Here is a 21,938-nt window from a genome sequence, read left to right on the forward strand (position 1 = left end):
CTACTCTCCATCCATTAGTTTCACGACAAGCGCTGTGCAGTTGTCATCTGAATTGTTTGCTATAGCCTGTTTTACTATTCTATAGGTAATTTCCTCCGGCGTGCCGCTTTCCAAAAGCATCTTTTCCAGAACTTCATCATATACCGCGCCGTGAACACCGTCGCTGCACAAGAAAAAAATATCACCCGGGACGGCTATGTTTGCCGAAAAACGGGATTCCACAGTAACCGTAGGAAGGCCCGCGCCCAGAGCATTGGTAATGATGTTCTTTGCCGCGCCGGGAACAATTGCCGAAAGGGAATCGTCACGGGAAAGCTGCTGCAAAAAACCATTCCGCAACCGATAAACACGGCTGTCTCCCGCGTTGAAAAAACCGCAATTGCCGTTTTGCAAAACAAGACCGGTTAGGGTTGAACCCATGTTTGGGGCGTTAATCCGCGCAGCTTCCTTCAGCAGGTCCGCGTGTATGCTTTTTATCGTTTCTTCAAGAACGGCGGAATTAATACCGGGTATATTTTGTATTCGCCGCAAAAGCTGCTGTACCACAAATTGACTTGCCTTATCCCCTGCCGAATGCCCTCCCATGCCATCGGCAACGGCAAAAACCGTACTTTTCATTACATTGCCGTTAAACGAAGCAAGGGTATCATCAACACCGGTTCCGCCGGTTTCTTCTCCCAGCAGGAATGAGTCCTCGTTGAGTGGCCGCACGGAACCTTTTGACGAATACGCACCGGCGCTTATATTCATTGTTCCCTCACTATAAATTTGACGTTGGCAAGCTGTATAACATCGTTATTCTTGATCGCTACAGATACATCGGGTTGAAGTTGTTCGCTTCCAACATAGGTTTTATTGGTCGATTTTAGGTCGGTGATAAACCACCGGTCATTTTCGCAGGTAATTTTTGCGTGGGTGCCGGAAATTACCGTAATTGCCCCCAGGCGGTCAACGTGGTTTCCGTTGGTACGGCCCAGAATGTCACCGCCTGAAACTTCCATGTTCCAGCCGTCGGGATGGCACAGTAACAGTTTTTTGGCGTTTATTGACGGCATGATGATAGTGGCTGCGGCCGGTACCGGAGTTTCTTCGGCCCCGGGGCTTAATTCCTTGAAGACCATAGCACCGCCGCATTTCACGCAGAATTTACTTACACCCGGTGTACCGCATTTCGAACAGCGTAAAATTTGTATCCTGCACTGGTCGCAGTAAAGCGAATCATCATGAATTTCGGCCAGACACATTTTATTCGGACAAATCACGGTACATCCTCCTCGGTTATTACCAGCAGGGCATCGTCCAGTTCCGCCATGGGCAGCGACATCACCCGGCTTGACTGATTGGTGGTGATCTGTTCAAAAAAGCTGCGAACCGCTCCGGCGTTGCCGAAGGTGGGGCCCTTGTTCGCTACCATCTCCTCTATAGCCTTCCGCGCTTTTGCCTGCGCCCCTTCTGTCAGCGTAAAACCCGCCTTCTTCACATTGAAGCGCTCGAAAATCTCGATAAGTTCCTCCGGACTGTAGTCCGGCAGGGTGATGTAATGCTTGAAGCGGCGCTCCATGCCGGGGTTACTTTTCTTGATGAAGGTATCCATCTGCGCCGGGTAACCTGCGACAATGCCGACAAAGCGGTCCCGCTCGTTTTCCAGGCGGGCCATCAGTACATCAATTGACTCGGTGGCGAAGCCGTCTATGGGCCCCCGCTCGTTAACCAGGGCGTATGCCTCATCGATAAAGAGTACGCCGCCCATAGCCTGGCGGCAGTATTCGTTCACCTTATCCTTGGACTGGCCAAGGTATGAACCTTTAAGGTCGTTACCCTGAATCTCAAGCACCTTCTCCGAGGGCAATAGTCCTATGGCCTTAAATAACTTTCCCAGGGTGCGGACTATGGTTGTCTTGCCCGTGCCCGGATTCCCCATGATAACCATGTGGTTACCCTCTCCTGCGGCCTGTTTCCCCGTCTTCGCCTCTATCAGTTTCTGAGCCTGGAGTTTAGTAGCGATGCCGCGTACCGCCTGCTTCACCTCTTTCATGCCAACCATATCGTCCAGTTCGGCCAGCACATCGTCCACGGTCACGGTCTTTTCCGCGTCGCCGATATCGGATGCCTCAATCGTCCTGGTACCCACAGCTTCCTGTTCAGCTTCCGAAAGTTTGGCCATGCGCGATGCAAGGCGGCTGGTGGTCCTTTCAAAGAAGATGCGGATGTCCCCGGCGTTGCCGAAATGTTCACCCTTCTGTGCCACCATGTCGCGTATCACTTCCCTTGCCCGTTTCTGCGCTTCCGGTGTCAGGGTATAGCCTTCTTTCCGCACATTGAAGCGTTCGAAAATTTCGATAAGTTCATCGGCGGTATAATCGGGCAGATTGAGGTAATGCTTAAAACGCCGCCGCATACCGGGATTTATCTTGTCCAGAAAATAGTCCATTTCTTTTGGGTAACCGGCAACAACGCAGACAAATTTTGTACGATCATTCTCAAGCGGAACCATCAGCGTTACTGCGGCTTCATTGGCAAAAGAATCCACAGGGCCGCGCTCATCCGCAAGGGTGTAAGCCTCGTCCACAAAGAGAATAGCGCCCCTTGCCTCGTCAACTTTATCCATCACCCTGTCTTTGGACTGGCCAAGGTAGGAACCCTTTAGCGCGTTTGCCTGAACCTCGATAACATCGGCCCGGGGGAGAAGCCCCACGGCGTTGAAGAGTTTACCAAGGGTACGTACAATCGTTGTCTTACCCGTACCCGGATTACCTGTTATAACAATATTGTTGCCCTCGCCCTTATAGTCCTTGCCAAGCTTTTTCACTTCCTTCTGTTCGTACTGCACCTTTTCCGCAATTTCGCGTACCGTTTTTTTGATGTCCGTCATGCCCACCATTGCGTCAAGTTCAGCCAGTATCTGATCAACCGAAAACACCTCCGGTTTTTCCCATGCAATATCCGCTTCCGTAATCGTATTGAGGCTGCGCATTTGTTCCGCCTCGTCTAACGATGCAAGACGCGAAGCAAGACGGCTCGTTGTTTGTTCAAAGAACTTGCGGATATCTCCGGCGTTGCCGAAATTTTTGGTTTTTCGCGCTACCATATCTTCAATAGCCTTATGTGCGGTAACAGCGGCTTCTTCTGACAGTGTGTAGTTTTCCTTCTTTGCCATGCCGTCAAATATTTGGCAGAGTTCCTCCGCCGTATAATCGGGAATATTGATGTAATGCTTAAAGCGCCGCCTCATACCGGGGTTGATCTTGTCAAGGAAGAACTGCATTTCGTCATAATAGCCCGCTGCAACACCGACAAATTTATCACGGTCATTTTCCAGACGGGCCATAAGCGTAACTGCGGCTTCATCCGCAAAGGAATCCACCGCGCCCTGCTCGTTGGCAAGCACATACGCCTCGTCCACAAAAAGAATACCCCCCATGGCCTCATCGCAGACACGGTTCACATTATCCTTGGACTGCCCGACATAACCGGCCTTTAAGCCCGTACCGTTTACTTCCACCAGTTTGTCGCTGGGGAGGAGTTTCAGCGCTTTAAACAATGCGCCCAGGGTGCGGACAATCGTTGTCTTGCCCGTACCGGGATTTCCGGTAACCACGATGTTGTTACCCTCGCCCGCTGCCTTCTTGCCGGAAAGTTTTTCAATCTTTTTCTGCATGGCAATTTTGGCGGCAATTTCGCGCACCATTTTCTTCACATCCCTAAGGCCGACCATCGCGTCAAGCTCGGCGAGAATCTCATCGGTGGTCCGCGGCTTGTTCACCAGGGGCACATCGGCGGCGCTTATTTTTATAAGGTCGTCACCGGACACTTCCGGCATTATGCTTAAACGGGATGTCTGCTTATTGAGGATAAGCGGGATACAGTCATTGACAATGAGCCAGCCGTTCTTGTGGCTGCCCTTTGGATCATGGCGGCGCTCAATCACATAGTCAGGGAAAAGGTCCGCCGCATCATCGTCAACCATATAGGACCTGCGAAGCTGCTGTTCCAGAATAAGCGTCAGATTTTCGTTTGACGGATCGGGGAAATCGAAGTAACGCGCCCGCTGTTCATCTTCGGGATATTTTTTGAGGAATTCGGCTATGTCTGCGGGAAGACCCGTAAGTATGGCGACACAATGCCGATCCAATTTACTCAAAGCCAGAATGATTTCATGCAGATAATCGACATTTTCCGTAGCGGGGTCGATAATGATTGCACCCGGTTTCGTACCCTTAAGATGATCCAGTAGTTCAAATTCGGTGTTGAATTTTTGCTTGAGGGCCTTCGCGCTGGTGTTGACAATCGTATCAGGCTCAAGACATTTCGCGTTCCGCAATTCGCAGCTCCACACCCCGGCTACATGAGTCTTGCCTACGCCGGTATTTCCGCGAAACACGTAGATTTTCGCCTTTCGCGCCTCGGGGTTTACCATCATGCCCTTTTCTTCCTGGGCTTTCGCCGTGTTCTGCAGCATTTTGATACGGCCCTTTTCCGTGGCCAGCGCCGCCCGTATCGCATCCAGCCCGATGTAATCCGCCTCAAGCGCCGCTGCGTTGCTGCCCATGACCACAGGCAGCGCAAGTTCGGCCTTTGGTATAGCTTCACTGCAAAACCGGCAATAGATTGCCTCGGCGCGGTTCTCGCGGCGGCAGGCCGGACATACCGTTGTACCGGAAGCAGCGTGGGTCTGCGCCGAACCCGCCGCAGCAGCCGCTGAATTTTGTGTCATGGCCTGTGTATCCAGCCCCATGGCGTCCTGATTTTTTTCATTCATATTTTTTTGCTTCCCGATAATCCTCATTTGCCCTGTCCTGCAAACCAAGGGCTTTATAGGCATTTCCACGGTTATTATAAAATATTTTTTTACCCTCCCCCTCTTTTGCACTTTCAATTGCTAATGTGTAAGAAGCGGCCGCATCTTTGCTGCGATTAAGATAATATAGGGCATCTCCCTTTCTGTTTAACAACCATGCATCATCCGGTTCAAACTCAAGGGATTTATCAAAATGCTGCAACGCCTTTTTATAATTTTTTAGTTCAAGATAACAATCGCCGCAGCGCCAGTTGTACCAATGCTTATCGGAATCTTTCTTGTCGGGGTTTTGTTTTATAGCGTCTTCGTAAAATTCAACGGCGTCTTCATAATCTTTCTGATTTTCCAAGGTTTGCGCAATTTTAGCGCGGTAACAATCGTAGGTTTTTGAAAGGTTTTCAAAATTATCCGCTCTGATAAAAAACAGTAGCCTACGGGCGGTTTCCCAGTCCTTCTTTTCGTAGAAATATTCCCATGTACTATTAACAAGGGCGTTCATTTCGGGGATTTTGTTTTGCTTTTTCAGGTTATTTATCATTTTCCAAAGTTGGCTGCTGTCGATATGCTCAAGAAGCTGGTCAACTTCACCGTCCTTCAATGAATACCGTAGTTCCGGCTGTAAGTCGTTTATTTTTTCCGGATTGATAGAGATAAAATTAGTCCCATCAAAACAGGACAACTTACCACAATCTGTAAAGGCAGTGGTTGAATACCCATTTTCATCGTAGTCCCGCGCAAAATTGACAATATAGAGTATATTGGCCGTGATTTTCCCCTCAAGATTCGTAAATTGATAATGATCCTGAACCGCCTGTATTTTACACAACAATTCGATTTTACCGTCCTTACAGCGGTATAACTCGTGAACATTTTCTTTTTTCAGCAAAGCGTATCCTGCGTAATACTGCAAAACATCAAACTCAACCGGTAATAATACTGTACCGTCAGGGGATGCGGCGCCAAATTTATGGCCAATTCTTACAAGGAACAACCCACCTTCCGCATAAAAATTGTAATAGGGGAGTTCTTTTTGGATTGTACCATTACCATCACAAATGTATGTTTTGTGAACTTCTTTTACCCACACATAATTTATGTTGTTACTGTCCTTAACGGTTATTTCCTGCGCGTTTATGAGTATTTTTAATTCTTTTGAAAAGAGTTTAGTTTCATTATAAATAACATCAAAGGGTTTGCCCGGAACTGATTCTACAGAGAGCCGATCTCCCTCATAGAGAATAGTATTCCCTGAATCTATAACTTTATATACATCACCCTCAATGGCCTTGTATAATCCATTCTCCTCGTTAAACAACTCTAAACAACCGTATTGTAATGGTATTATTTCAGACCCGTCCTGTTTTACCACTCCCCATTTACCATTTTTTTCAACAATAAATGTGCCGGTAATAGATTCCTTACGCACATTTTCCCATATTGGCGGCAATGGAAGAGTACCGATGGGATCTTTATATCCATAATATTTACAGCCCTCCTTTTCTTCGTAAAAAACATCCCCTCCCTGAACGTCCTTACCTTCCAAAAACAGGGTAAAATATTTCCATTTGCCCCAGGCCTCCAGTTTGCCGGTTTGACCGGTTAATTTCCAAACCCATAAGTCTAAATCCTTTCCGGTAATATTTTCGATCCATGGTGTAATAAAGCTTTTTTTCATTTCGATAAACAACAAAACCCGCTCCCGCAAATATTCCGGCAGATTGTAGAGCTGTTCGATAGTTTCCAGTTTCAAATCGTTATTAACCCCATCCTGAAAGGGTTGAATGCTGTTACCTTGCAGAGCCACCAGCACTCTGGGCGCCAGCCTGGAATCACCGCTTACGGCTTTAACAACGGCGTTTACTTTTTTGCTAATCTCTTTAAGCCCCGCTACCTCAAGGTAGGTGTAAAGACCCCTTGTTTCGTCCCGGAGGCAGGGGATAATCGCCCGCGAATCGGTTTCTAAAAGAGAAATAATATCCCCCAATGACGCGATATTTTTTTCGTTATCAACCGCAAAGGGAAGATTGGGGCAAAGCGAATAGGCGACATGAATAAGCCCGCGATTTAATTGATTAGCAGCGCTAAACGTGTCGATGTCATCAAGCAGTCTTTCTGCAAGCTTTTGATCGATTTTTATCAGATAGGCTATCAGCTTCCCTTTATAAATAAAGTTTTTGCCTTCTTCGCTGTGGTTCATAAGGGCCTGAGCTATCTCCTTATAGGAGGCGCAGGATTCCCCGGCTATTTCTAAAATAGGCAAATCCCGAATTTCAGCGAACACCTCGACATCTTCACCCGCGAAGAAGCGGCTTACTTCTTTATGCCCCCAGCGCTTGTCGTGACGGACCACAAGAAGGCCGCGGATGAGCTTTTGCATACGTGCGCTTAGACCGGGGGAACGGGCCAGGATGGCATCGGCGGCTTTACCCTGCATGGTATCCAGGGCGATTTGTCCAGGGTAAAGGGGTTGTCCTTTTTCGTTAACAAAGGGATCCTGCGCGGTAAGCAATTCCCAGAGGGTTATGCCCAATGAATAGTAGTCCACCTCCGGGCCGATGATGCCTGAGTAGGCTTCCGGCGCGGCATAGCCTTCCGTGCGGGCGCTTGTCTGGGTAAGGTGCTTACTCATACCCTGGTCGGTTTCGTAGTAACTGGAAATACCAAAGTCGCCCACCAAAATATCGCTGCCATCTATGTTTTTGTAAAAGAGGTTGCCGGGTTTTATGTCCCGGTGGATAATACCGGCGGTGTGGCAGGCGTCAAAGGCATTGATCACTTCCTTTACGATTTGTTCCGCATCTTCTTCACTAACGGGCAGATATTTGTATCTGCCTTCCGCGTTTTTTTCGTCCAGGGCGCCGCCTTTAGCATATTCAAGAATCTCATAAAAACGGTCACGATAATCTCCGTATTCGATGAGGGACACAATATCGGAGTGCCGAAACGTTTTTAGCTTTTCGATAACCTCAGCTTTGGGCCGTGTGGTATAGTAATATTTGAGAACAAACTGTTCCGCATCCCTTGAGCAGATGTAAATTTCCGCTTCTCCGGAGGCGGTTGCCATGCGGTTTACAATTTTATAACCGGATATTTCTTCGTTTACCTGCAATAAGCCGCCGATTGACATGGCTTGGGCGTTCTTGTCCTGTTCCGCCTGTTCTTTAATTTGGTCTGTGGGTGATTTCAATATTTCGGTTTGCACATAGCCCTCTCTTTGGTTAAAATTTACGCCAGTCTTCCTGCAGGTTAGGAGTTCTTCATTGCCGCACAAGCCGAAAACCGTAGGTACTGTCCACGTCCGTCGGTTCCACGCCGCCCCGATAGGCCGATCGCAGGAACCCCGCGCTGTTGTACCAACTGCCGCCGCGAAGGACACGCTTCGATCCGGAAGCGGGTCCTTCAGGGTCAGTCTGGGATTCGCCGCTATATTTCCCGTACCAGTCCCAGCACCACTCTTTCACATTGCCATGCATATCGTACAAACCCCACTCGTTAGCGGCGCCGCTCCCCACACTCCAGGTCTTCTCCAGGAATTTCCCCGTTGCACCGCCGTTGTAGGAATAATTTCCATCATAATTTGCCTGGGCTGTTGAAATAATGCCGATGCCGAAGGGACCGTTTGTTCCCGCTCGACAGGCGTATTCCCACTCCGCTTCCGTAGGCAGACGGTAGCCGTTCATATTCCTGTCCCACGTAACATTTTTACCATCGATTGTATAGGCAAGGTTCAAGCCCTCCGCCTGACTCCGTTCGTTGCAATATTTTACCGCGTCAAGCCAGCTTACCTTTTCTACCGGCAGATTATCTCCCTTGAATTCGCTGGGATTATTCCCCATTAGCTCCTGGTATTCCTTTTGTCTTACTTCGTACTTCCCCATATAAAAGGGGCCCACCGTTACCTGGTGCTGCACTTCCTCATCATTATGGTTAGCTTCCGAGGCAGGACTCCCCATGGTAAAGGCACCGCCCTGAATACGTACAAAGCCGGCCTCCGCCATCGCGGTCTCTGCTGTCCGCCTTTGGACAGTTTCCACTACCTGTTCCGCCGCTTTTGACACCTGCGGATAAAAACCCGCCGCCAACAGCAGCGTTGCCGCTGCAATCAGCGCATTTCGCGTTATGTACTTTGACTTTCCCGCTTTGCCGCATCGTTCTAATAATGCACTGCTGATTGAAAACCCTTTAGACATTATTTTGACATACAAAATCCCCGCACCGGCCAGTACTAAAATAAGCAATATTATTTTTACCATGGGGATGATCAACAACCACAGGATTAACCGGCCCAGGAAAAAACCGGCGGTTGCCCCGATGCCTCCGCCGAGGATTATCCCGAAGATTAACCAGCCGCCTATTGCCCCGACGACCAGCCCGCCCAATGTCCACCCAATACCAACGTTGCCGAAATCGTTGCGTATTGCACCGGCGATAAAAATGGCGCCGATTGCCCCGCCTATTGCCCCGAGAATTCTCCCAAGACATCCCGAAGTACTTACCGTGCCGATAAACGCTATGAAAGTAAAAACTATTGCTGTCAGCCCCACAATAACTGCGAAACCTATAGAAAGCGCATTTTTCAGCGCTTCATCGGAGTCCGTTGAAAAAGGTAAAAAGGTAACTATTCCCCAGACTATCGCGGCAAAAACTGAAAAATACACCAGCGAAAATACTACGCTGCTTATATATATTCCCCACAATTTCGCCTGCGCTGATTTTTTGTCCCTTGCCTTTTCCCGGGCAGCTTCCCGCTGTCTTGCTTCTTCCGCTTTTCTTCCGCTTTCCGCCAGCTCCGCTACCGCCCGCAGCCTTGCTTCTTTCGCCTTCTGTTCCGCCTGAAGGATATTCACATTCAACTTTTCTGTCTCAACACCAAGGGTATCATACCCCCGCTGATTCTCGCCCTGGAATTCATTGGTAAGTTGCTTTATTTCCGCTGCTTTATTGTATAAGGTTTTGGCGCCCGGTATATCGGCAATTTCTGAACCGTTGGTCCTCTTCAGTCTTAAGAGAATTTCCGACAACTCACGGAAAGCATCCTCCGCCGCCTTGCCCTTACCGAGAAGAAGCTCCGGAATTGACGAGCCGCAAGAGAGACAAATCTTTTTTATATCCGTCGATTCACCGCAGACTGGACAGGTGATCTTCATAGGAAACTCCTTTTACCAGTTTCAGTGTTTCGTCCCCCACCCCGCCACCTTCAAGGGTAAGCATCTTATCGGGGTATGCCCCGCCTGCTTTCCAGAACCTGCATTGGATGGGGCTTTGCCATACGCCTTTGTCTTTGATATAAAGTAGGTAGAGATACACATCCTCGCCGGTTTCGACGCCCTCGACATCTTCGGTGTATGTTTCCAGGACGGTATTGCGGGTAATTCCCTGTAAATGCGTTATGGGGTCGGTGATAGTAATGGTGTCCGCATCCAACACGAGACGGCCTATTGCGCTTGTTTTGGTTTGTCCCGCAGGCCAAAAAACGGCATCGGTACGTACCCAAGTACCGCGAAGGCCGACATCAACCTCTTTGTAATCCTTGTGGTTGTAGGTCCCATCGCAGGAAACAAGTAACAGGGCGAGTATGGCTGCACTCATGATGAGTATGCGGCTTTTGCTCATCAATTCCCCCTATGGTTGGGTGACTCAACAATATTTCCGCTCTATATTAGGCTTTGCGGGAAATTTTGTCAAGGCCAGCATGGACGGCAATTCTTGCATTGTGAGAAAAGGGTATTCAAGCCAGACCCGCCTGATTAGTTTCTGAAACTGTGTATAGGCGCAGGAATCCTGCCGCCCCGGCTGATAAACACATCGCTTTTGGCGCTGTTTACCGCCATAATAGGGGCGCCCCCCAGAAGACCGCCGAACTCCGCCCAGTCGCCGGCTTTTTTGCCCGGTACGGGGATGACACGAACTGCGGTAGTTTTGTTGTTCACCATACCTATGGCCATCTCGTCGGCGATGATGGCGGCAATGGTGGCGGCGGAGGTATCACCGGGAAGGGCTATCATGTCCAGGCCTACGGAACAGACAGAGGTCATGGCTTCCAGTTTGTCCAGGCTGATGGTTCCGGCTTTAACGGCGGCTACCATGCCCTCGTCTTCGGAGACCGGGATAAAGGCGCCGGAAAAGCCGCCTACGTGGGTAGAGGCCATGACACCGCCCTTCTTGACCATGTCGGTGAGCATGGCCAGGGCGGCGGTGGTCCCGTGGGCGCCGGCGGATTCAAGGCCCATTTCTTCCAGGATACGGGCCACCGAATCGCCGACCGCGGGAGTAGGCGCCAGGGATAGATCCAGGATGCCGAAGGGGACCCCAAGACGTTTGGCCGCCTCCATCCCAACCAACTGACCCATCCGGGTTATCTTAAAGGAGGTTTTCTTGATAGTGTCCGCCAGTTCGTCAAAGCTGGCGCCCCGGTGGGATTCCAGGGCGGCCTTAATTACACCGGGACCGGAAACACCAACGTTGAGGCAGCTCTCCCCTTCCCCGGGGCCGTGGAAGGCGCCGGCCATGAAGGGGTTATCCTCGGGGGCGTTACAGAACACCACCAGCTTTGCACAACCCAGGCCATCCCTATCCGCAGTTAGTTCCGCTGCGGCCTTCACAATTTCTCCCATACGGCGTACGGCGTCCATATTGATACCGCTCTTGGTACTCGCCACGTTTACCGACGCGCAAACACGATCGGTGCTCGACAGCGCCTCGGGGATGGAATCCACCAGGCGGCGGTCCCCGGCGGAAAAGCCCTTCTGGACCAGGGCGGAAAAACCGCCAACAAAGTCGATGCCAAGTTCCTTGGCAACATCATCCAGTACCTTTGCATAGGGGGTGTAGTTTTCATCATCCGATGATGCTGCAATGAGCGCCATGGGGGTAACCGAGACCCGCTTGTTTATAATAGGGATACCATATTCAAGCTCAATCTCCCGGCCCACCTTGACCAGGGGACCCGCCACCGTAAGGAGCTTCTCCCGTATACGGCGGCGGGTTTCGGTTCCCGATGCAGCGGCGCAGTCCAGGAGAGAAACACCCAGGGTGATGGCCCGTATGTCCAATTTATACCGGAGGAACATGTCCACGGTTTCTTTAACTTCATAGGGGGTAAATAACATTACTATATCCTATGCATGGCGCTGAAAACCCGTTCGTGCATAACGCTGATGGAAACTTCCATCGACTTGCCCAGAACAGACAGTTCTTCTTTAATCACTTCCAGGGGTTTGCTGCCCTGGGAAAGATCCACCATCATCATCATTACAAAGTTTCCGGACAAAACAGTTTGGCTGATATCCTCAATATTAATACTCCGCTCCGATAAAAAAGCGCTGACCTTGGCAATGATACCGACCTGATCGGTACCCACCACGGTGATAATCGCGTTCATAAACTCCTCCACTTTTACAGTAATACTACAGACCAGAAAGTATTCGTTCCGCCTCGGCCTTGCCGCTATAGTTCGGATTACGGCTAATAAGTTCACGGAGGGAACGTTTTGCCGAATCGGGATCTCCCAGGCTTACATAGGTCTTGCCCAGTTCCAGTTGGGCATCCCAGTTTGCAGCGTCAATCTTCAGGCATTCCAGATAGGCGTCCCGGGCTTTTTGAAGATCCCCGGAGCCCGCCAGAGCCCGGGCCAGATTTATCCTGACCGTAGAATTTTTCGGCTCCGATTGCAGGGCCTTTTCGTAGTGTTCTACACTTTGGGGCCATTGTTCAAGACGGGCGTAGGCTGATCCCAGGTTATTATTCACCTCAAAGGACCGGGGCTCCTGGTTGTAGGCCGCAGAAAGAAGGTTTACCGCCTGTTCAGAAAACCCATTGGCCAAATAGAGGCTTCCCAGGTTGATCCTGGGACGTATGTAGGTCCCGTCCAGGGAAACCGCCCGGCCATAGGCGGCTACGGCGCCTTCAAAGTCATCGGTGGCCTCGTAGGCAAGCCCCAGGGTATAGGCATAAACGGCGTTTGAGGGGGCTGCATCCACCGCTTGCTTGGCATAATCCAGGGCTTCAGCGCCCTTGTCCTGGTTGATTTTAACCACCGCCATGTTGTAATTGGTCTGATCATCCTTGGGGGAAGACTTGAGCGCCTTGGCAAAGGAAGCTTCGGCGGAAACAAAATCGCCGGAAGCCATCTGGGCTACCCCCAGTTCTCTCACCGAAGCCAGATCGTTGGGGGCATACTGCAGGGCCTTGGTAAAGGCGTCTGCAGCGCCCCGGGGATCACCCTGGGCGGCGAGTATGCGCCCGATTTCCCGGTGGGCAGTTGGGTAATCCGGTTTTACCCCCACCGCTCTCCGGTAGGCGGTAAGGGCATCGTTGGGCCGGCCCAGGGCGCGGAAAGTACCTCCTAAATTGTACCAGGCGGATTCAAAATTCCGGTTCAGGGTTGTTGCATTTTCAAAGTACTGCCGGGCGCCGGCATAATCCCGGTTGGTAAAATAAGCCCTGCCCAAATCAAAGGAATAAATGTAATTGTTAGGATCCAGACGTACCGCTTCCTTTAGTTCGGCGATGGCGGCGTCCGTTTGGCGAAGATCCCGGTTCAGTTTGCCCAGGGTATAATGGGGCAAAGCCTGGGTGGGATCCTTCTGAACAGCCGAACGTGCATGGGCAGCCGCTTCCTGGGCAGCCTCACGGCCTTCGGGGGTATCGGGCTGTTTGGAAAAGACCTCGTAGTAGGCTTCTGCGATCTCCGCCAGTTCCTGGGCTTCAAAACGGTTTTCTCCGTCGGGCATCTTTCCCAGGGCTTCGTTAAAGGCCTCCCGGGCGGCGTTTAAATCATTCCGGCTTATGGCTTCCCGCCCCCTGGCAACCAGGCTCTGTACTTCCCGCATCTGCGTCTGGAGAGCCGCAGATTTCCGGGCCATCTCTTCTTCCTGGACCTTACGGCGCTCCGCCTCTGCGGCGATCTCGGCCTGACGCTCCGCCTCTGCGGCAGCTTGAGCGGCGGATCTTTCCTCCATCCGGGCCAACTCCGCAGCTCGGCGCTCTTCTTCCAACTTTGCCTGGGCGCTTGTTTCCTCCGGGCTTGGGATTGAACTTGGGATTGGGATTGGGTTTTGGAGGGCGTCATTTTCCGCAGCCAAGCGCTGGAACCGGAGAATTTCATCACGTAATTCCCGGGCTTCCGGATCTTCGGAATTTTCAATCAGCAACCGGTCCAAAATATCCAGAGCCCGCTGGTATTCTCCCTGGGCTATATATTCCCGGGCCAGGGAAAAAGAATTTTCCCGGATCATGTTAGGCCCTTCGGCGGGTTTACGCATAAATACGAAATACGATACGGCTAAAAGGATAAGCGCCACTGCCGCCGCCGAGATACCGATGATAATTTTCTTATTCTTTTTCATACTGGATATATACTCCTCGTTAAATCATTCCAATTCAAATTCGCCCTCATACCCCAGAACATCCTCACTGCCCGAGGAAAGCCCCTTGGTATCCTCCGCTGCGGACTGGAGAGATGCGGTAACCTCGTCAAGAATTCGCTTTTTTCGCTCCGCCTCTGCGGCGGCCTTAGCTTCCTCTATGATACGCTGCCGTTCTGCGGCTGCAAAGTCCGAACGGATTGCCGATAGGAGCTGTTCTATCCGGCTTCGCTTGGCAGAACCGGGTTCGAGGTTTAGGTAAGCTTCGTAATCATAGACGGCATCCTGCAGAGCTTGTCTGGTAAGCTTGGCATTCGCCCGGTTAAGATAGGCCGAAGCATAGCCGGGGTTCGCCTCCAAAGCCTGGGTATAGAAATCTTCGGCTACGGAGATATTTCCCTTAGCATAATAGACATTGCCCAGATTATAGGCGATAAGGGCGGTGTCCGTATCGGCCTGGGGAAGGACACGGCGGAATATTATGATAGCTTCATCCAGGCGGTTTAGCTGCTGGTAGGCAAGCCCCAGGTAGAGGAAGGCCCGGGTATTCTCCGGAGTCTCCGCTACCGCCGCTTCAAGGAAGACCAGGGCATCCTGGGGTTTATTCCGAAGAAACTGCTCCTCTCCCTGGGTAAAGGAACTCTGCCCGTAAACTCCGCCAAAGGACATATATAAAAAAACAAGGGCTAAAAAAGCCTTTTTCCCCGAAAACATCCGCAGTTCCTCCATTTTTCCCACTCGCCATACATCGTTTATATATATATACTTGAGTTGGTTCCAATTGGAACTGGCTCACTTAATAAAATATATCATTACTTTATTGGAAAACATAATGATCATTGTTATTATCGGCATTTTGCAAGAAAGTCCTCTGTGCAAAATTGAAGGGCGATTATGAAAATCCTCTGTATTTCCGACCAAATTGATCCTCTGGTCTATTCATCCGCCATCAAGGAACGTTTCAAAGATGTTGATATGGTCCTCTCTGCGGGGGATTTGCCCATGGATTACCTGGATTTTATAATTTCCAGCCTGAATAGGCCTCTTCTTTTTGTATTCGGAAATCATAACCTGGAGGATTTGAATTTTTTTAATAAGGAGATGAATCTCCCGGCCGGCCGCGGTTTTGGGGCTACCCATATCGGTTCCCGGATAGTCATTGAAGAGGGAATGATCGTTGCCGGATTGGGGGGCTCCATGCGGTACAACCGGGGAGAAAATCAGTTCACCAATTTTCAAATGTACATGGAAATATTCAAGTTGATCCCGGCTATGCTTTTTAACCGTCTTTTCCGGGGGCGTTTTCTGGATGTGCTCCTGACCCATGCCTCCCCAATGGACATCCATGATCGGGATGATCCCTGCCACCGGGGATTCAAAGCCTTTCTATGGTTCATGCGGGTATTTAAACCGAAATATCTTGTCCATGGACACATTCATTTGTACGATTTATCCGCGGTGCGTACCACGGGGTATAATAAAACCCAGGTGATCAACGCCTATAGCCATTACATCATTGATACAGGGGAAAACAAACTATGAGCAGCAGCCACCATCTGCAAGCGGCGGAAGACTTTTCTAAGGCCCGGGGGAAGGCTCTACTCTCCCGTATACAGCACTTTATGAATGTAGATAGGGATAATCTCCTGTCCTTTAATGATGTTAAGGAGATCCTTCGGCCTAGAAATGAAACCTATCGGGGTATGCAGGCTATACCCATCGATCTTATCGTGGGAAGCGAAGGGCGGTACCGGGATTTTAACAAATACTTTCTCCCCCGGGCGGAACATCTCCGGTCACGGTGGGAGCGGGTGGACATGGCCCGGCTTAAGGATATTATCCTACCCCCTATACAGCTATACGAAATCGGTGGAGTGTACTTTGTACGGGACGGCAACCACCGGGTATCCGTAGCGCGAACCCAGGGGATGGAGATTATTGATGCGGAGGTTACCAGCCTTTCCAGCGAAATCACCATTAATCCTTCCATGACCAAGGATGAACTCCGCATAGCCCTGATCGGTTATGAGAAAAAACTTTTTTATGAAAAAACAAATTTTGGGGAACTCACCGCTTGTAAGGATCTTGATTTCAGCGCCACCGGACGGTATGACGTGGTTTATAACCACATCCTGGTACATAAGTATTATATGAATCAGAAGGTGTCCGGGGAAATACCCTTTTCAGAGGCCCTGGTTTCCTGGTATAATAATGTTTATCTGCCGATTGTGGAGATTATCCGGGAAGAGCGTCTCTACTTAAATTTTCCCGGGAGAACCCCCAGCGATCTCTATGTCTGGATCGTAAAACATTGGGATTTTCTCAAAAAAAAATACGGCGTGAGTTTTTCCGTATCCGAGGCGGCCAGGGATTTTTCCCAAAAATACGGTACCGTCAAAAAAGGACCCTTCACCTTTATTGCATACCTGATTGACCGCATGTTCAAGCGATCGCATGAGCAGTAAGGATTATTCGCTGGTTCATTGTTTTATAAAAGGAACGTAGATTATGGCTATTCTGTCAATTCAATCTCATGTAGCGTACGGGTATGCGGGTAATACCGCGGCTGTTTTCCCTCTCCAGCGTCTGGGCCGGGAGGTCTGGGCGGTAAACACCGTTGAATTTTCTAACCACACAGGTTACGGGGCCTGGCGCGGCAAGGTCCTTGATGTAAGTTTGGCGGAAGAGCTGGTGGCGGGCATTGAAGACCGTGGTGTCCTGGGGAACTGCGAGGCGGTTCTTTCGGGCTATATGGGAGACGCCGGGGTTGGTCATGCGGTAATCGGCGCCGTCCAAAAGGTCAAGGCGGTCTCCCCAAGGGCTATCTACTGCTGCGATCCCGTAATGGGGGATCTGGGCCGCGGATTCTATGTCCACCCGGATATCCCGGATATGTTTAAAAACGAAGTAATTCCCCGGGCGGACATCATCACCCCCAACCAGTTTGAGCTGGAGGCGCTCACGGGGCTGGACACCTCAGGCCTGGTCGACGTACGGAAAGCCATAGACCAGCTCCACGCTGTGGGCCCCAAGGTGGTACTGGTAACCAGTTACCGGGAAAATGGGGGCGTTGAAAACCACATCGACATGCTGGCCTCCGACGGCAGTTCGATCTACCGTGTCCGCACCCCGGAACTCCCCATGGGCGCCGGGATGGCAGGCTCCGGAGACGTGACCACAGCCATTTTCCTGTCGCGGTACCTGGAAACCGGTAATGTCCGGGATACCCTGGAACTGACCGCAGCCTCCATCTTCGGCATCATGGATGCTACCTACAAGGCGAAGAGCCGGGAATTGCAAATAATCAAAGCCCAAGCGGAACTGGTAAATCCCAGTAATACTTTTAAGGCGGAGAAACTGTAGGAGATCAGTCGTAAAACAGACATATCCCGTACACCTTTTCTGCTCCGGCCTCCTTTAAAGCGGCGGCGCAGGCATCAAGGGTAGCCCCGGTGGTGATCACATCGTCAAAGAGGATTAGTTCCCCGCTTACCGGTTTGGTACAGAGGATTTTTCCCTTAAGGTTTGTTTTCCGGTTTGCCTTGTTCAGCTCTTTCTGACTTTTCGAGGGGAGACGCTTTAGGCAGGGATACACCTTCAAGTCCATCTTCCTGAGCCTGGCCCCCAAATAGGCCACCTGATCCCATCCTGCTTTGCGTACCTTTCCCGGGCGGGGCGGAACGGGGACAAGAACCCTTTCTGACGCTGTAAGGGGAAGCCGTTCCATCCCTTCCATGATCCGTTCCGCAAGAAAATTACCGATTGACAACTGCCTACCGAATTTATAGGCGGTCAAAAGTTTCCGGTATTTGCCGATATAAGGAAAAATGCTGAAGACGCCGTCAAAGGTATGAGCCCCTTCGGGTTCCGCCTCCCTTTCCCGGCATTGCAGACATTGCCCCTGCTCCGAGATAAGGGGCCGGCCGCAGGAGGAGCAGCGCTTTTCATCCCCCGGGAAAAGTCCCGTCATACAGGGGCGGCACAAACCGTACCAGGACTCGTCGATGTCCAAAAGTTCCCCGCCGCAGATGGGACAGTCCGCGGGGAACAGATATTCCCGGATATAGGCAGCCATCCGGGCGGCTTGGTGAATGAGGTCTTTAGTCATAGCTATCTCCTTTGGGGTTTATCCTCCAGGATAAATGCATAGAATTATTCGGCAGAGGCAAATTTTTAAGAAAAACCACAGAGATCGCAGAGGGAAGAACACAGAGATCACAGAGGAAGAAAAGGGGTTATTAATTTCCTCCTCTGTGGCCTCTGCGTTCTTCCCTCTGTGAACTCTGTGTTAAATTCTTACATATTCGTAACTTTATATAAGCTACATGAAATTAAAATTTCTATGAATTTATCCCCCAAAAAGAGCTACGGGTTCATGCGGAATTTTACTTTATCAGGACGGCATTTATCCCAGAAAAAGATACAGGTTCATGTAAAAAATTACTTTACCATGGATGATTTTTTATCATTTATTCATCATCAAACAGCGTCGGCCCGGAGTTTGGCGGATGATGCTGGAGGGGTTTGCCGGGGGATTTTGGATGGTCCTTTCCGTCGAAGAGGGCTTTCCAGGCGTGGATACGGTTCAGGGCTTCCAGGGGGGTTATGCGGTTTAAGTCCAGGGCGGCGATATCTTCGGCGATGCGCCGGACCCGGGTATTCGTTATAACCGGGCCGGCCGGTGTACCCGCAGGGGCTGTTACCGGAGGCGCCGTTTCGGGAAGGGCCTTGTGGAGAATCTCTTCGCCCTCCCTTATCCGCTCCATAATCTCCGCTGCCCGCCGAAGAACCCCTTCGCTGAGGCCCGCCAGACGGGCCACGTGGAGGCCGTAGGATTCCGCCGCGGGGCCTTCCTTGAGCTTCCGCAGAAATACTATTTCTCCGCCCCTGTCCAGGACTTCCATAGAACGGTTTGCCAGGCCCGGATGGGCCAGCATGGAAAGTTCGTGGTAGTGGGTGGCAAAGAGGGTACGGCATTTGATACGGTTCAGAAGTTCCTCGCTCACCGCCCAGGCGATGGAAAGGCCGTCATTGGTTCCCGTACCCCGGCCTACCTCGTCCATGATCACCAGGCTCTTTTCTGAGGCGGTGTTGAGGATATGGGCGGTCTCGTTCATCTCCACCAGGAAGGTACTTTCCCCCCGGGCCAGGTTGTCCGATGCACCCACCCGGCAGTAGATCCGGTCTGTAACGCCGATTTTTGCGGATGCTGCGGGGACAAAGCTTCCCGCCTGGGCCATGATGGTGATCAGCGCCGCCTGGCGGAGATAGGTGGACTTGCCGGCCATATTGGGGCCCGTGATAAGGGCGAAGAGCACCCCGCCCTCTTCCAGGAACACATCGTTGGGGATAAATTCTCCGCCGGGCAGATGGGCTTCCACCACCGGGTGACGGCCTTCGCGGATCTCCAGGCGGTTTTCAGCGTCCACCGCCGGACGTATCCAGCCCCGGACTGTGGCGGCCCTGGCCAGGGACTGGGCGTTATCCAGCTCGGCGATCCTGGCGGCTGCGGCGGATAGTTCCGGAATAAGGGCCTTAGCCTTATCCCGGATTTCCAGGAAAAGCTTTTTTTCCAGGTCCACCACCCTATCCGAGGCGCCGTTGATGTCCGATTCCAGGGCGGCAAGCCGGTCTGTGGTAAAACGCTCTCCCTGGACTATGCCCTGGCGGCGGATAAAATGGGCCGGTACCTTTGGAAGGTGCAGTTTTGTAACTTCGAAGAAATACCCGATTAGCCGGTTGTACCGAATCTTCAGGCTGCTAATGCCCGTGGCTTCACGCTCCTCCTCAAGATACTCCTCCAGGAGGAAACGGCCGTTATCCCGCAGCTTGCGGAGCTCGTCCAGATGCTTGTCATACCCATCCCGGATCAGGTTTCCCTCGGTGAGCAGGATGGAAGGGTCTTCGCAAAGCCCCTGTTCCAGCAGGTTCCGGAGTTCCAGGAGCCGGGTCAGAGCATCCCCGTCCGGGGAAGCATTGTCCAGAGACCTGGCAGCCTCGGTTTCAAAGACACAGCCCAGTTCCCCGCTTATCCCATGGACAGCGTCGTAGGCATTAAGGGAATTTTTGACCGCAAGCATATCCTTGCCGTGGGCCCTATCCATGGCAAGCCGGGAACAGAGCCGTTCCAGGTCGGGGGTTTTCCCCAGAATTTCCCTGATCCCCGTAAGCTGGCCCTGGCCATGGTAAAAGGCTTCCACCATATCAAGCCGTTTGTTAATCCGGTCAATGTCACGCAGGGGGTGGAGGATACGCCGCTTTAAAAGCCGGCGGCCCATGGCGGTTTTGGTTTCGTCCATCACTTCCAGAAGGGAGAAGCGGCCTTCACCATCCCGGAGGTTACGGACCAGTTCCAGATTCCGCTGGGAAGATTCATCGATGCCCACGAATTCCGTATCCCCATAGAGGCTGAGGGACCGGACATGGGGGATAAGGCTACGGGCGGTATCGTCCAGGTAATCCAGAACAGCTCCGGCGGAGAGGATCTCCGGGGACTTATCCTCCAGGCCGAAGCCCCGGAGGCTTGCGGTACCGAACTGCCGTTCCAGCCGTTCCCGGCTGCGGCTTAGATCGAAGAGCCAGTCCGCCCAGCGGTTCACCACCAGACTAGGCCGGTCCAAAACAGCGGCGGCAATTTCGCCGAGTTCTTCCAGGAGGGATTCCTGGACTATCAATTCCCGGATCTGGAGCCGCTCCAGCTCCCCCCGAACCCGCTGTGCCGCATCACCGTAGGCGAAGGATGTGGCATAAAATTCCCCGGTGGAAAGATCGATATAGGCAAAGGAAATCAGCCTGGCGTTACTTGGAACGGAGTTTCCCGCATATACGCTCAGGGCGCCCAGGTAATTGGAACTGCCCTTGTCCAGGAAATCTTCGTCCACCGTGGTTCCCGGGGTGATAACCTCCACCACCTTCCGTTCTACGATACCACGGCCCTTTGTAGGTTCGGAAAGCTGCTCGCAGATGGCGATTCTTTTCCCCAGTTTTAGCAGGCGGGCAATATACGAACGGGCCGCATGATAGGGGATCCCGCACATAGGAAGCCCGTTGCGGCTGGTAAGGGTGAGGTTTAGAAGAGCGGACACTTCCAGAGCATCATCTGAAAACATTTCATAGAAATCACCCAGGCGAAAAAAAAGCACATCCCCCTGATGATCCCGTTTTATCCGCCGGTATTGATCCAGCATCGGGCTCGATTCCACAGAGAATTCCCCCTTATGGGTTTTTAACTATCTGCCGGCCTTAGTTCGTAGGTTGGTAATAAGTTTTTCTGTTATATCCACGGTCGGACTGAACCAAAGTATACCCGTATTTTCCCTTTGGTTTAATACCATACTATACCCTTCGCTTTCGGCGATAAAGCGGATCTCGTCCCGGACCTGTTCCAGAAAGCTCCCGGACTGGGATAGCTTTTTCATCTGATCCTCCAGTTCGGTTTTCTTAACCTGGTAATAATCCCGGAGAAAATCCTGTTTCCGGTATACCTCATTCTGAAGCCGTAATGCCCGTTCCTCATCCCCCCGGGCCTCCGCATCCACAAGAGAACTGTGGAGGGTCTGAATTTCCGCAGTCATCCGGTCCACCTCGGTTTGAACCCTGGCGCTCCGCTCTTCCCATTCCCGAACCGCCCGGGATTCCCGGAAAAACTGGGTGTATACCCGGGAAAGATCCACCACCGCAAACCGGGTTAGCTGCTGTGCCGTTATGGACGTCAGCCCAGGCGACATCATGGCGGCTAAAAACATAACGGCGATTATTCCACATCTTTTCATCAT

The 21,938-nt window shown here is 51.5% G+C and carries 16 protein-coding genes; 3 read left to right on the forward strand and 13 right to left on the reverse strand.

The features are described 5' to 3' along the window. From LQZ19_RS07645 to LQZ19_RS07690, 10 genes are all read right to left on the reverse strand, one after another. The gene (locus tag LQZ19_RS07645) at positions 1-750 is read right to left on the reverse strand and encodes a PP2C family protein-serine/threonine phosphatase (RefSeq protein WP_411047078.1); all 750 of its coding nucleotides are present in this window, start codon (positions 748-750) and stop codon (positions 1-3) included. After that, positions 747-1,262: a double zinc ribbon and FHA domain-containing protein gene (locus tag LQZ19_RS07650; protein ID WP_411047079.1), complete on the reverse strand. Its 516-nt coding sequence runs from the start codon at positions 1,260-1,262 to the stop codon at positions 747-749. Before LQZ19_RS07650 ends, LQZ19_RS07645 begins: the two co-directional genes overlap by 4 nt. After that, positions 1,259-4,759: an AAA family ATPase gene (locus tag LQZ19_RS07655; RefSeq protein ID WP_411047080.1), complete on the reverse strand. Its 3,501-nt coding sequence runs from the start codon at positions 4,757-4,759 to the stop codon at positions 1,259-1,261. Before LQZ19_RS07655 ends, LQZ19_RS07650 begins: the two co-directional genes overlap by 4 nt. Further along, positions 4,752-8,000 carry a protein kinase domain-containing protein gene (locus LQZ19_RS07660; RefSeq protein ID WP_411047081.1) on the reverse strand — a complete coding sequence of 1,083 codons (3,249 nt, stop codon included), beginning with the start codon at positions 7,998-8,000 and terminating at the stop codon, positions 4,752-4,754. Before LQZ19_RS07660 ends, LQZ19_RS07655 begins: the two co-directional genes overlap by 8 nt. Positions 8,001-8,055: 55 nt before the next feature. Next, positions 8,056-9,945, reverse strand: coding sequence for an SUMF1/EgtB/PvdO family nonheme iron enzyme (locus LQZ19_RS07665; protein ID WP_411047082.1), 1,890 nt, complete (start codon positions 9,943-9,945; stop codon positions 8,056-8,058). After that, the gene (locus tag LQZ19_RS07670) at positions 9,917-10,411 is read right to left on the reverse strand and encodes a hypothetical protein (protein WP_411047083.1); all 495 of its coding nucleotides are present in this window, start codon (positions 10,409-10,411) and stop codon (positions 9,917-9,919) included. The genes LQZ19_RS07665 and LQZ19_RS07670 overlap by 29 nt, the downstream gene beginning before the upstream one ends. A gap of 134 nt (positions 10,412-10,545) precedes the next feature. Next, on the reverse strand, positions 10,546-11,907 hold the full coding sequence (locus LQZ19_RS07675) for a PFL family protein (RefSeq protein ID WP_411047084.1): 1,362 nt from the start codon (positions 11,905-11,907) through the stop codon (positions 10,546-10,548). Positions 11,908-11,909: 2 nt separating this feature from the next. Next, positions 11,910-12,179 carry an ACT domain-containing protein gene (locus LQZ19_RS07680; RefSeq protein WP_411047085.1) on the reverse strand — a complete coding sequence of 90 codons (270 nt, stop codon included), beginning with the start codon at positions 12,177-12,179 and terminating at the stop codon, positions 11,910-11,912. Positions 12,180-12,204: 25 nt separating this feature from the next. Next, positions 12,205-14,145 carry a tetratricopeptide repeat protein gene (locus LQZ19_RS07685; protein ID WP_411047086.1) on the reverse strand — a complete coding sequence of 647 codons (1,941 nt, stop codon included), beginning with the start codon at positions 14,143-14,145 and terminating at the stop codon, positions 12,205-12,207. Positions 14,146-14,169: 24 nt separating this feature from the next. Further along, positions 14,170-14,892, reverse strand: coding sequence for a tetratricopeptide repeat protein (locus tag LQZ19_RS07690; protein ID WP_411047099.1), 723 nt, complete (start codon positions 14,890-14,892; stop codon positions 14,170-14,172). Positions 14,893-15,057: 165 nt separating this feature from the next. On the opposite strand from LQZ19_RS07690, the gene LQZ19_RS07695 reads away from it, so the two are divergent. The 3 genes from LQZ19_RS07695 to pdxY are packed head-to-tail and all read left to right on the forward strand — an operon-like array spanning position 15,058 to position 17,526. Next, complete coding sequence (locus LQZ19_RS07695; RefSeq protein ID WP_411047087.1) at positions 15,058-15,705, forward strand: metallophosphoesterase; 648 nt, start codon at positions 15,058-15,060, stop codon at positions 15,703-15,705. Continuing rightward, positions 15,702-16,628: a transcriptional regulator gene (locus tag LQZ19_RS07700; protein ID WP_411047088.1), complete on the forward strand. Its 927-nt coding sequence runs from the start codon at positions 15,702-15,704 to the stop codon at positions 16,626-16,628. The genes LQZ19_RS07695 and LQZ19_RS07700 overlap by 4 nt, the downstream gene beginning before the upstream one ends. 43 nt (positions 16,629-16,671) lie before the next feature. Continuing rightward, positions 16,672-17,526, forward strand: a complete 855-nt coding sequence (pdxY, locus tag LQZ19_RS07705) for a pyridoxal kinase PdxY (RefSeq protein ID WP_411047089.1) — start codon at positions 16,672-16,674, stop codon at positions 17,524-17,526. A gap of 4 nt (positions 17,527-17,530) precedes the next feature. Here the strand turns inward: pdxY and LQZ19_RS07710 are convergent, their stop codons facing one another. The 3 genes from LQZ19_RS07710 to LQZ19_RS07720 form a co-directional block, all read right to left on the reverse strand. Further along, positions 17,531-18,271, reverse strand: a complete 741-nt coding sequence (locus tag LQZ19_RS07710) for a ComFC family protein (protein WP_411047090.1) — start codon at positions 18,269-18,271, stop codon at positions 17,531-17,533. A 361-nt stretch (positions 18,272-18,632) separates the two neighbouring features. Further along, complete coding sequence (mutS, locus tag LQZ19_RS07715) at positions 18,633-21,350, reverse strand: DNA mismatch repair protein MutS (protein ID WP_411047100.1); 2,718 nt, start codon at positions 21,348-21,350, stop codon at positions 18,633-18,635. Between the two features lie 42 nt (positions 21,351-21,392). After that, positions 21,393-21,938: an OmpH/Skp family outer membrane protein gene (locus LQZ19_RS07720; protein ID WP_411047091.1), complete on the reverse strand. Its 546-nt coding sequence runs from the start codon at positions 21,936-21,938 to the stop codon at positions 21,393-21,395.

Source organism: Treponema primitia (assembly GCF_046533075.1).
GTDB lineage: Bacteria > Spirochaetota > Spirochaetia > Treponematales > Breznakiellaceae > Termitinema > Termitinema primitia_B.

Coding starts and splice junctions, on each gene's coding strand:
- LQZ19_RS07645 (WP_411047078.1), bottom strand. CDS start 750: ATGAATATAAGCGCCGGTGCGTATTCGTCAAAAGGTTCCGTGCGGCCA.
- LQZ19_RS07655 (WP_411047080.1), bottom strand. CDS start 4,759: ATGAATGAAAAAAATCAGGACGCCATGGGGCTGGATACACAGGCCATG.
- LQZ19_RS07665 (WP_411047082.1), bottom strand. CDS start 9,945: ATGAAGATCACCTGTCCAGTCTGCGGTGAATCGACGGATATAAAAAAG.
- LQZ19_RS07670 (WP_411047083.1), bottom strand. CDS start 10,411: ATGAGCAAAAGCCGCATACTCATCATGAGTGCAGCCATACTCGCCCTG.
- LQZ19_RS07675 (WP_411047084.1), bottom strand. CDS start 11,907: ATGTTATTTACCCCCTATGAAGTTAAAGAAACCGTGGACATGTTCCTC.
- LQZ19_RS07680 (WP_411047085.1), bottom strand. CDS start 12,179: ATGAACGCGATTATCACCGTGGTGGGTACCGATCAGGTCGGTATCATT.
- LQZ19_RS07685 (WP_411047086.1), bottom strand. CDS start 14,145: ATGAAAAAGAATAAGAAAATTATCATCGGTATCTCGGCGGCGGCAGTG.
- LQZ19_RS07690 (WP_411047099.1), bottom strand. CDS start 14,892: ATGGAGGAACTGCGGATGTTTTCGGGGAAAAAGGCTTTTTTAGCCCTT.
- LQZ19_RS07695 (WP_411047087.1), top strand. CDS start 15,058: ATGAAAATCCTCTGTATTTCCGACCAAATTGATCCTCTGGTCTATTCA.
- LQZ19_RS07700 (WP_411047088.1), top strand. CDS start 15,702: ATGAGCAGCAGCCACCATCTGCAAGCGGCGGAAGACTTTTCTAAGGCC.
- pdxY (WP_411047089.1), top strand. CDS start 16,672: ATGGCTATTCTGTCAATTCAATCTCATGTAGCGTACGGGTATGCGGGT.
- LQZ19_RS07710 (WP_411047090.1), bottom strand. CDS start 18,271: ATGACTAAAGACCTCATTCACCAAGCCGCCCGGATGGCTGCCTATATC.
- mutS (WP_411047100.1), bottom strand. CDS start 21,350: ATGCTGGATCAATACCGGCGGATAAAACGGGATCATCAGGGGGATGTG.
- LQZ19_RS07720 (WP_411047091.1), bottom strand. CDS start 21,938: ATGATGAAAAGATGTGGAATAATCGCCGTTATGTTTTTAGCCGCCATG.